Here is an 11,659-nt window from a genome sequence, read left to right as displayed (position 1 = left end):
CTTAGTTGCTGTTGGGTTAGCGTCTTCTACTGCTTTCTTAACGGCATCTTTTTCTGGTTGAGTTAAGGCTGATGTGTTTTGAACTGGTGTCTTAGCTGCTGGTTCTTGAACGCCCTTAGAATCTGCTGCTTTAACAGTTTGTGCTGGTGTCAATTTAGCTGTTGACCCATTTGAGTAAGTTAATGTTGTTGAACCATCATTTCCAACTACTACTGTTGTCGCATCTGGGTTCTTTGTTCTTACTGCTGCTTCTACAGCTTGTTTTTCTGGTGTAGTTAAGGCTGACGTATTCTTAACTGGTGTTACTGTAGGTGCAGTTGGTTCAATTGTGAATACTGAGTTTGCTGGAATAACATCTGTACTTCCATCTTTGTAGGTCACTTTAACATTAGTACCATCTAAGGTAACACTTCCAATCTTGTCACTGAACGTTGGATTGGCATCTTTAACAGCTTTTTCAATAGCACTCGCTTCTGGAACAGTGTTTGATGTAATTGGTGTTGATGGCGCTTGTGCGTTATATTTGAACGTTTGCGGTTTCCAAACAAAACGGATACGGCCAGGTGCGCCTGTATCTCCTGCAGCCCCTACGTTATCATAGTTTGTATTTCCTGCTAAATCTTCAGCATAAATATAACGAGTCATTCCTGTACCATCTGTGTAAGATCCATTTGGAATATTTGCTGTTAATTTGATGATAGCAGGATTTGCTTCAGTAGCTGTTGTTTCTGAACCAAATCTATTTGCTTTTAAGTATAAAGCACTTTTCGTTTTACCATTTAGGTATCCAGCATCTTCTGTTCCTAAACCTGTACGATTGTCTTGAGCAAATACTAAATATGCTTTAGAAATTTTACCTGAGTTATCAGTGATTTTTAGTTCTATATTATTTTCTTCACCAGAATATAAATAGATAATTTGGTTAGCTTTATCGTCGTATGGAATAGTTACCACAGGACGAACATTCTCTTTTACAATTACAGTTGTAGCATCTGATTTGTTATTTGCAGCATCCGTTGCTGTAACACTAATTTGATCATCAACACTCAAAGCTGGAACTGTGATTGAAAACTCACCATTGTCACCTGCTTTTGCAGAGGCTTTTTGTCCATTTGGAAGCGTTACTTCTACGGTTGAGCCTGCTTCTGCTGTACCTGTAATGGCAGTAGCGCCTGCCTTAACTGGGTTTACAGTTGGAGCTGCTGGTGGTGTTGTATCTGCTGGTTTTGCTTCTACATTAATTTCTTTCCAACCAACAGGACTTGTGTATTTATCTTCTTTAATGTTTGAAACTACCTTAGCCTTACCTGGTTGGATTTGCTCTTTCATTTCAAGGACAATAGTATCAAAGAAACCATCAGTAGAGTATGACTTAACAACTGCTTTTGATTCGTCTTTTGAAGTCCATGCCCCTGGAATTGAATCGCGTTTAATAGCGACTTCACTTCTAGCGTTACCAGCTTTAGGATAATCAAAGTAAGTAATTCCCGCATCATGTGGTACTTTCAAAGTTACTGTTGTAGTTTCTGCAACAAGACTTTGTTTATCAGAAGAAGATTCAGATGGTTGAACAACTGATTCACCAAGTCCAACTTTAACCTCTGTTTCAGCACTTTCTTCACCATTGATCGTTTGGGTAACTGTCAATGTATCTCTTGGAACCAACTGATCTTGCTCAGTGATATTACTGTTTACACCACTTGGAAGAGTTGCAGACCAAGAACCATCCTCAGCAACAGTCACATTATCAACAATTGTTTTACCAGCAGCAGCAATTTTGATTGTTGCGCCTTTTTTACCAATTCCTGAGATGGTATTGTCTGTTGACTTGATACCTGGCTCAGTCATAACACCGCCAACTTGTAATGTTGGAGTGACAGTAGGTCCAGCTGGTGCAAATACATAAGTCAACAACTGCCCACCTGGAGTTAGGGTAACGGTATTGTTTCCTTCGTTATATGAAGGTGCTTTGCTTGCATCGATTCTCTTTAATTTATAACCTTTAGCTTCGACTGCTGCAATTTTGCTGTCTTGGGTGCTAAGGTTAATAACCTCATTTTCATCACCTGGAATCGCACTACTTGCTTCGATTTCATTACCTTTTGCATCAACAAATTTCATGTGGACGATTTGTGGCGCTGTAAACTCAAATTTTTCAATCTGAACGCGTTGCAAGTTAGTACCAGAACCTGTACTTCCTAAGAACGAAAGGGCAAAGGTTGGATTACCAGTAGTCAAGGCACGCTTAGCATCAAATGTCATGATGCTAGTGTTAGCGTTTTTTAAGTTTGTTGTCCAAGTTTGTGAGCCATAAGTTACTGTAAAGTTTTTTTCTTTATCGTATTCAATTTTAAAGTCTACCCATTGGCCACTAGGAGCTGGATTTAGAGCTTTTGCTGCTGAGCTACTTGTCGTTACCTTACCAGCATTATTTGATGAGTAGAATGAACCGAAGGCATTACTTTCCCATGCTCTCCCACCATATTGTGGATCGGCTGATGCATTTTGGTTGGCATTTGGGTTAGAAGTGTTGTGCCATGAGTCTAGTTTGAAACCAAAGGCATTTTTGATAGTACCCATACCAATAGAGGCTCCAGATTGACCAATAGTATTTACCTTACCTGTATGGAAGACGAAACCAACTCCATCACCACCTGGTCGGCCATCTGCATCAGTTTTGCCTTCGTATTTATTACCAATATCGACCTTACCAGTGAAGGTAAAAGGTTGTCCAGAGTCAATTTTAAACCGAAGGTAAGCACTACCAACTTGACCTGATACGTCATCTGTCAACTTAATAGTACCTGTTGATTTATCATAGGATGCAGTTCCGCCTTCTTGGAAGAAACTTTCAAAGTTATCTTTGGTTACGATAGCACGAGCAAGGTTAGTTTCATCAATTGAACGTGTTGTACCTTCAGCAACAGCACGTTTGCTTCTGACTTTAGGAGTTGCTGAAGATTCTGTAGTTGCTTCAGATGTTGTTTCAACTGTTGTCTCAGCTGCTTCAGTAACTTCCTTCACACTTGCCACAGCTTGATTCATGCGTTCAAGGCTTTGGTTGATTTGATCTTGGCTTGCTGAACCGTTCGCAACTAGTGCTTCTGCTTCTGCAATTGCAGCTTCTACCTCAGCTTTAACTGAAGCTTCTTGACCATCCAAGTTTTTAGCTTTAGCTTGTGTCAAAACAGCTTCTAGTTGAGATTTGTCAGCTGAAACGACAGTTGTTGCTGAATTTGCTTCTACTGCTTCAGTCGCAACTGGGCTAGTTGCAGCTGGTGCCGCATAGGTCGTCGCCTCTGCAGTAGGTTCATTTTGTGTTGCTGAATTTGTAGCTTCTGTCTTAGCTTCTACACTGTCAGCGTGAACCGTTGGAGTAGCTAGTGTAGCTCCAACCGCAAAGACTAGCGAACAACCAAACAAGAAATGTTTTCCTTTTTTGATCATACGCCAATTCTTTTGTTCTGCATTTTTACGATTAAAACACATATTTATTTCTCCTTTTGTGTTTATGTAGTATTATAAATACAATTTTATTATAATCTTTTTACTTAAATAAATCAAATTTATTCTTTAGATTTCTTTCAGTTTATTACATTCCAAATATATACATATAAGTTTTTATAATATCTAAATACAGTTTTTCTCTATTTTGTTAGTTTTTTTCTTAAAAACTTGATGTTCTTTTAAAATCAAAAAGAGCAGAAATTTTAACTACACAAACATATATATTTTATGTTTTGTTAGAAACTCTTCCTTATCCTCCTAGAATACGTTGATTAGCTGCTAGAATTCCAAATTTACACACGGACTTAGATATTTCTTAAGCAGCCTGCTAACAAAAAGTGCAATTTTATTTTATAGTGTAATGAAATCAAATCTGAACAAATTGACTAGATAAATCAGATCGATTTTTATCCATGTTTTAGAAGCAACAGTGTACTATTCAATATTCAATCTACTATAACGGAGTATGAAAATATAGTGGATTGAAATAAGATATGAACAAATCGATTAGGAAAGTCAAAATAATTTTTAAAAATGTTTTAGAATTCGTAGCGTACTATTCTAAGTTCAATCTACTATAGAATCCATAGCCTACTATTCTGGATTCAATCCACTGTACAAAAAAGATACATGGTAAAAATAGTATTACAAGAAAAAACGCATACTATCAAGACTTTAAAAGTCTTGATAGTATGCGTTTAATGTTGGAGAGCGCTATTGGCCTTTCTTTTCAAATCAACCTTTGGACTACCCTCGCCATTTTTTACTTTTATTTTACTTCAAATCCTTCTGCGACTGCATCCGCAAAGTTTTCTTCTACGATACTTGCACAGTGGTCACAGATGGTTGCGTGGTAGCAACGTTCTGCTGTACTTGGATCAATACGGCGGCAACGATCACAAACTTCACCTGCAGCGCGTTCAACTGTAAAGGCTACATCTTCAAAGGCTACTGCACCTTCTGGAACTGGTCCTTCTGCGATAGTCAATTCTGAGACGATCAAGAGTTGAGCAACATTACTGTTAACCGCACCAAGAAGGGTTTGTACCACTTCATTTGGATAAACTGTCAAGTGAGCTTCAAGGGATTTACCGATGACTTTGGCATTACGAGCTTCTTCCAAGGCTTTTTGAGCTTGTCCACGGAACTCCATGAAGGCTGCCCATGTATCCAAGATTTCCTCTTGGTTAGCAAAAGTTTGAGCTTCTGGCAATTCTGACAATTGGACAAAGTCTTCAGCTTCAAACTCAAGATATGACCAGATTTCTTCCGCAGTGTGAGGAAGGATTGGAGTCAAAAGTTTGGTGATTTTTACAAGGATATCATAGAAGACAGTTTGCATTTGACGGCGTTCCAATGATTTGGCACCTTCGATGTAAACAACATCTTTGGCAAAATCAAGGTAGAAGGCAGACAAATCAACGTTGATAAAGTTCACTAGGGCTTTATAGATTGTCAAGAATTCAAAGTTTGCATAAGCGTCACGAATGGTCTTAACAAGTTGGTTAAAGCGGATGGTCATGTACTTATCAACTGAACGAAGTTCTTCGTAAGAAACTGTATCCTCAGCTGGATTAAAGTCAGATGTATTGGCAATCAAGAAACGAAGAGTGTTACGGATCTTACGGTAAGTTTCAGAAACTTGGCTCAAGATGTCCATAGAGATACGCACGTCATTGCTTGAGTCAACACTGGTTACCCAGAGACGCAAAATTTCAGCACCAAATTGTTTCTCAACATCGCTTGGAGCAATGGTATTTCCAAGAGATTTAGACATCTTCTCACCTTTACCATCCAACGCAAAACCTTGTGACAAGATTTGTTTGTATGGTGCCACACCATGGTTAGCTACAGATGTGATGAGTGATGAGTTGAACCAACCACGGTATTGGTCAGAACCTTCAAGGTAGAGGTCGGCTGGGTATTTGAGTTCTGGACGGTTAACCACGACCCCATTCCATGATGAACCTGAGTCGAACCAAACGTCCATGATATCTGTTTCTTTCTTGAACTCGCCATTTGGTGAACCTGGATGTGTAAATCCTTCTGGCAAGAGGTCTTTAGCATCACGTTCCCACCAGATGATTGAACCATGCTCTTCAAAAAGTTGAGCTACATGTTCAATCGTTTCAGCTGTCATGATTGGTGTGCCGTCTTCTGCGTAGAAGATTGGAAGAGGAACTCCCCAAGCACGTTGACGAGAGATGACCCAGTCACCACGGTCACGGATCATGTTGTAAAGACGGACTTTACCCCATTCTGAATGGAATTTCACTTTTTCGATTTCATCTAAAATATCTTGACGGAATTTTGATACTGAAGCAAACCATTGTGGAACTGCACGCCAGATGATTGGTTTTTTCGTACGCCAGTCAAATGGGTATGAGTGAGAGATTTCTTCTTGAGCAAGAAGGAGGTTGCCTAGTTTCTCGATAACAGTTGGAACCACCTTGTCATAGAATTGACCTTCGAACTCAGCGCCAGCATTAGCCATCATGATTCCGCGTTCGTTAACTGTCACAGCAACCTCAAGACCATTAGCAATACCAACATTGTAGTCGTCTTCACCGAAACCTGGGGCTGTATGGACAATACCTGTACCAGAGTCAGTTGTAACGTGGTCACCAAGGATAACGAGTTCATCTACTGCAGTATCCCATGGGTGTTCTGTCACGATATGGTTCAATTCTTGACCACGATAAGTCGCCAAAACTTGAACATCAGCCCAGCCAAATTTCTCAGACAAGCTAGTCAACAATTCTGCAGCAACCACAAACTTACGAGTTTCACCAGCAGGTTGAACCAAAACGTAATCAATATCTGCACCAACCGTCAAACCACGAGAAGCTGTGATAGTAAATGGAGTAGTTGTCCAGACAACGATATAAGTATCTGTATCTAGAACACCTTTGCCATCTTTAACCTTATTGGCATAGTACAGTGATGTTGAAACCAAGTCATGATATTCAATCTCCGCTTCAGCAAGAGCTGACTCAGATGACCAAGACCAGTAAACTGGCTTGGCACCACGGTAGATGTAGCCCTTGTTAGCCATCTCACCGAAGACACGGATTTGGGCTGCTTCATAGTCAGGAGTCAAAGTCACATATGGATTTTCCCAGTCACCAGAAACACCCAAACGCTTGAAGTCTTCGCGTTGTTTATCTACTTGAGAAAGAGCGTATTCACGGCAAAGTTTCAAGTACTCAACCAAGTCCATCTCTTTGCGTTTGACACCTTGTTTTGCCAAAACTTGCTCGATTGGCAATCCATGTGTATCCCAACCAGGGATGTATGGCGCATAGAATCCTGACATAGACTTAGAACGAACAATGATATCTTTTGAAATCTTGTTCATAGCATGCCCAACGTGGATATTTCCGTTAGCGTATGGAGGCCCATCATGCAAGACAAAATGCGGTTTCCCTTCATTTAATTCTTGACGACGTTGGTAGAGTTTTGCTTCTTCCCACTCTTTTTGCCATACTGGCTCTTTGGTTGGAAGTCCTGCACGCATAGGGAAATCTGTTTTCCCTAGATTTAAAGTTTCTTTGAGTTTCATGATATCTCCTTTATGATATAGACAAAATAAAAACCACGATTCGCTAAAAAGGACGAAAATCGTGGTACCACCTTTGTTCGGAAAAAGAACTAGTCTTTCTCCCTCTTTTCCCGTAACGTGGGCAACGTCAAATCCTACTAACTTCAGACTTGATAACTTGAGAGGATAATCTAATCAACAGGGATTGTAGGACTTTCACCATCTCCTACTCGCTGGAAATATGTTTGATTAGATTTTGTTCTCAGATTTTACAATTATAAATGTTGAGAAATTGTTATTCTGAATTCTCTTTAGACTCAGAACTCATTTCATTATTTACTAACGAAGATAAGTCAGATAAAGTTGATTCATCCTGTGCTTCCATCAATTCACGATTAGTTGCTTCTATACGTGCTTGGAGCTCAGCAACCTCTTCAGGTGAAAACTGACGAGTCAAATCATTGGCTTCCTCCTCATGAAATGCTGAAATATTTTCCCCCAAAGCCTCTCTAACCACCTCTTTAAAGACTTCATCACTAGTTTGTAAATAAGTTGCTGTTGGACGTAAAATTTCTTCCCAATCAGATGAATCAACGATGGCCAATTGACTTTCAATTGTAGATTTCAAGCGTTGATGGAAGACGCGACTCTTATTCTTCAGTTCTTCTGTCTCAATCGCAACCTTCTTAGCATTATCAGTTGCTTGACGTAAAATTTCATTTGCTTTGTACTTAGCTTCATCAAGCAAACGTTGTGATTCCTGTTCAGCATGATGAATGATATTATGAGAGCGTTCAGTAGCTGCTTGTTTAACTCGCTCAGCAGTATCTTGAGCAATTAACACAGACTGACTCAATGAATCTTTCATCTCATCAAAATAAGACAAACGCTCTTCTAAATTTCTAATTTGTTGCTCTTTATCATGGTTACTTCGAACCAATGTTTCATAGTCTCGAACTACAATATCGAGAAATTCATCAACTTCTTCAGGATCAAAACCTCTAAACTTAGTACTAAAGCTTTTATCCTTAATCTCTAACGATGTAATTGGCATATTTTCCCCTCACTTACTTAATAATAATTGTATTGTCAATTTCTTCTTATCCCTTTTTGTTTGACCATTTTCTCTCAGAACACTAATCCTTCCAAAACGTCTGACACTTACTAAATCACCAATCTTAACTTGATAATCAGATTTTTCAACCAGATGATAATTTACCTGAACATATTTTCTTTCTAACAAATCAGCTGTCTGCGAGCGAGACAATTTCAGAACATTTGACAAGAAAGCATCCAAGCGCATACTCGGAACCAAAACTTCCTTTTCCTGATAATCATTCTCGGCCTCTACCAGATCTTCAAAAGATACGACTTCTAGCTTGACAGGTAGTTTGGCAATCTTTTGAATCCCGTCTTGGAAGAGGGAAGTGAATTTCCGGTCCACAATGATTTGAGCTCTATTTTCCGTTACCAATATATCACCAAACAACTTGCGATCGATTCCCAGACGATTCAGAACAGTTCCTAAAATCTTGGAATGAGTCAATTGGTCAAACTTGCTAGAATAAACAATCTCAAGCAATTCCATTTCAAAATCCGCTAAATTCGTCGGTATGAAATAATCTGGTGCAAGTAGCACACGACTATATTCTGTAGCTACAAAATCATTGCTAGAAAAAACTTGAATCCCATGATTATTTCCCAATGTCTTTAGGATAAAGACCTGATGGGGATTGATAAAGGGAGTTAAGATGGGAGCGTAGTGCTCTTCAACCTGCCTAAGCCACTCCAAACCTTTATCAATAAAAGGAATATCCTCGACTGAAAAATGCTGATAGATATCTTTTCTCATGCTAGTATTAAAAGAAAACGGATCAGATAGTTTCCAAGTAAATGAACTAAAACGACAGCCACCCAAACTGAAAAATCTAAACCACCAATACTTAGCGGCAGACGTCTCAAGGGTTGAAGAATCGGTTTGACTAAATTAGTCAACAAACGACCTGCTCTAGTCTCATAGGCATTTGGAAACCAGGATAAGAGAGCAAACGCTACAAGTATCATAGAATAGATATCTGTAGCGTTTTGAATAAAGCGAACTAGAAATATCATTATCTCACTCGTTTTCTCTTCATATCGAAATCAAACTCTTCACCATGAGTTCCCTCTGGCAAACGAATATCTTCGATGTTAACTACAACTCCTACTGGTGTCAAAAGGTACATGGTATTTGCAACCTTTCTTAATTCACCAGCAAGTACATGACGAGCTCCATCTAAATAGTCTAGACAACGACGCGCTTGTACTTCAGTCATGTATTGGAAATCGATTAAAATACTTTCATTACCTGCTAGTAAATCAACGATATCCGTTGCATCTTCGTAGCGACGAGGATAACGAACATCAATGGTTACCTTTTCTGTACTACGATGACTCTTCATCGCTAATTCTTGCTGACGAGCATGAAGGCGCGTAATATTTTTTTCCTTTGAATTCACTTGTGAAGGCTGAGGAAGTTGTTGAGCTTGTGGAAGTTCTTCCATGGGGGCAGAAACTGATGTTAGCGTTTTTTCAGGCTTTAATTCAGCAACGTTTGGTGCCATTTCTTCTCCATCTTCAGTGAAATAATCTATAAACTTTTCAAATTTATTTTTTAGTGACATGGTTATTTCCTACTTAAAAAATGCTGTGCCGATTCGAACGAAAGTTGAACCACATTGAATCGCTTCTTTGAAGTCACGACTCATTCCCATACTGAGTTCTGTCATCGGCATATTTGGGAGATATTTCCCCTGAATGGTTTTTTGCAATTCTTGCGTTTCTTTAAATATCTCTAGTAATTCTTGACTAGTTGCATCAAATGGAGCCATGGTCATCAGTCCCACATACTCAATCTGGTCTAATTCTGAAAGTTCTGGTAAGAGGGCTAACAATTCTTCTTTCGAAAAACCGTGCTTGCTCTCTTCCTTAGAAATATTTACTTGCAAAAAGCACTTAATCTTGTGGTCTGCTCGTTTTTGAATTTCCTGAGCTAGCTTTAAGGAATCTAAAGCATGAAAATAATCCACATAAGAAATCACTTCCTTGACTTTACGTCTCTGTAAGGTTCCAATCAAATGCCAGGTAAGATTCTTATCACTTAAAGCATGATACTTGTCAAGAAATTTATCAACACGGTTCTCACCAATGTGTTGCACTCCTTGCGAAACCAAAGCTGAGGCTGTTTCAACATCTACATATTTGGTCACCGCAATCACAGAAACCGAGTCGTTTTCACGACCAGCTTCCTGAACTGCATTCGATATCTGTTGAAAAACAAGGTTCGTATTTTCTTTTAAATTCATCTTCATTAACGATTTTTAAAGAATGGTGGTGTTTCCAACTCATCTTCATCCGTAGCTGCTGGAACTTCAAAACGTTCCACTGGAGAAACAACTGGCTCTCCTTGACGAACGATAGCATCGCGTCTCAAGTCCCAGTCACCAAAAGCTGATGTCTTTGGAGCTTCTTGACGGCGATAACTTGGAGTTGGAATTTCTGCTGTATCAGCCATATCAAAATTACGATCAAAAGTTTGCGCATGACTAGTTCGAGCAGGTTCGCGGTGTGTTTCTTGGCGCGGTTGAGGAGTTACAACTTTCTCAACTTTATCCTGACGTACTCCTGTCGCAACAACCGTCACGCGGATTTCGTCTTTCATTGTCTCATCAATAGATGTTCCAAGCCAGATGTTAACTCCATGCCCAGCTGCTTGGTTAACAATCTCTGATGCTTCTTCAGCTTCAATCAAAGTCAAGTCCAAACCACCAGTTACGTTAACGATAACATCCTCAGCACCATCGATAGTTGTTTCAAGAAGTGGTGAGTAGATTGCTTTACGAGCAGCTTCTACAACACGTTCTTCACCGCTACCGATACCAATTCCCATAAGGGCGTTACCTTTATTGGCCATAACAGTCTTAACGTCTGCAAAGTCCAAGTTGATCAAACCAGGATTTGTAATCAAATCTGTAATCCCTTGTACACCTTGACGAAGAACGTTATCTGCTTCACTCAACGCTTCAAGAAGTGGAGTCTTCTTGTCAACGATTTCTAGCAAGTTGTTGTTTGAGATAATCAAGAGTGTATCAACATGCTCACGAAGTTCGTTAATCCCTTCGATAGCAAATTGTCCACGTTTGCTTCCTTCAAAACCAAATGGACGAGTGACAACACCTACTGTCAAAGCTCCAAGACTTTTTGCAATACGAGCGATAACTGGTGCAGCACCTGTACCAGAGCCTCCACCCATACCAGCAGTGATGAAGACCATATCAGCACCGCTGATTGCTTCTGTCAATACTTCTTCGCTTTCTTCCGCAGCTTTACGGCCAACTTCAGGTTGACCTCCTGCACCAAGTCCGCGAGTCAATTTAGGACCGAGCTGGATAACTGTCTCAGCTTTTGTACTGCTCAAAGCCTGTACATCTGTGTTGGCTGCGATAAATTCAACGCCAGAAACGCCTTCGTCAACCATACGGTTGATGGCATTTCCACCACCACCGCCGACACCGATTACTTTAATTACTGCACCTTGTGCTGCTGCTGTATCAAATGAAAATGTCATATTTA

General features: G+C 39.7%; 8 protein-coding genes. All 8 read right to left on the bottom strand.

Going from position 1 to position 11,659, the window contains the following annotated elements; translation table 11 throughout:
- Positions 1 to 3,489 (bottom strand): lectin-like domain-containing protein (locus tag QM867_RS08430; protein ID WP_414315559.1); only part of this gene is annotated, 3,489 nt, incomplete at its 3' end.
- Positions 3,490 to 4,276: 787 nt separating this feature from the next.
- Entirely contained in the window at positions 4,277 to 7,069 is a 2,793-nt protein-coding gene (gene ileS, locus QM867_RS08425; RefSeq protein ID WP_414273804.1) for an isoleucine--tRNA ligase, read from the bottom strand.
- A 274-nt stretch (positions 7,070 to 7,343) separates the two neighbouring features.
- Positions 7,344 to 8,102 (bottom strand): DivIVA domain-containing protein, encoded by a 759-nt coding sequence (locus QM867_RS08420; protein ID WP_414273803.1) that lies wholly within the window; start codon positions 8,100 to 8,102, stop codon positions 7,344 to 7,346.
- Between the two features lie 9 nt (positions 8,103 to 8,111).
- A complete protein-coding gene (locus QM867_RS08415; protein ID WP_414315558.1) occupies positions 8,112 to 8,900 on the bottom strand; it encodes an RNA-binding protein in 789 nt (262 codons plus the stop codon).
- Positions 8,897 to 9,160 carry a YggT family protein gene (locus QM867_RS08410; protein WP_248035607.1) on the bottom strand — a complete coding sequence of 88 codons (264 nt, stop codon included), beginning with the start codon at positions 9,158 to 9,160 and terminating at the stop codon, positions 8,897 to 8,899. The genes QM867_RS08415 and QM867_RS08410 overlap by 4 nt, the downstream gene beginning before the upstream one ends.
- Complete coding sequence (locus QM867_RS08405) at positions 9,160 to 9,711, bottom strand: cell division protein SepF (RefSeq protein ID WP_414273801.1); 552 nt, start codon at positions 9,709 to 9,711, stop codon at positions 9,160 to 9,162. The genes QM867_RS08410 and QM867_RS08405 overlap by 1 nt, the downstream gene beginning before the upstream one ends.
- Before the next feature lie 9 nt (positions 9,712 to 9,720).
- Positions 9,721 to 10,392, bottom strand: a complete 672-nt coding sequence (locus QM867_RS08400) for a YggS family pyridoxal phosphate-dependent enzyme (protein ID WP_414273800.1) — start codon at positions 10,390 to 10,392, stop codon at positions 9,721 to 9,723.
- Between the two features lie 5 nt (positions 10,393 to 10,397).
- Positions 10,398 to 11,654 (bottom strand): cell division protein FtsZ, encoded by a 1,257-nt coding sequence (gene ftsZ, locus QM867_RS08395; RefSeq protein WP_414315557.1) that lies wholly within the window; start codon positions 11,652 to 11,654, stop codon positions 10,398 to 10,400.
- Positions 11,655 to 11,659 lie beyond the last annotated feature (5 nt).

Source organism: Streptococcus infantis (genome assembly GCF_047463635.1).
In the GTDB taxonomy this organism is placed as follows: domain Bacteria; phylum Bacillota; class Bacilli; order Lactobacillales; family Streptococcaceae; genus Streptococcus; species Streptococcus infantis_W.
This window is presented reverse-complemented; position numbering and strand designations above follow the sequence as displayed.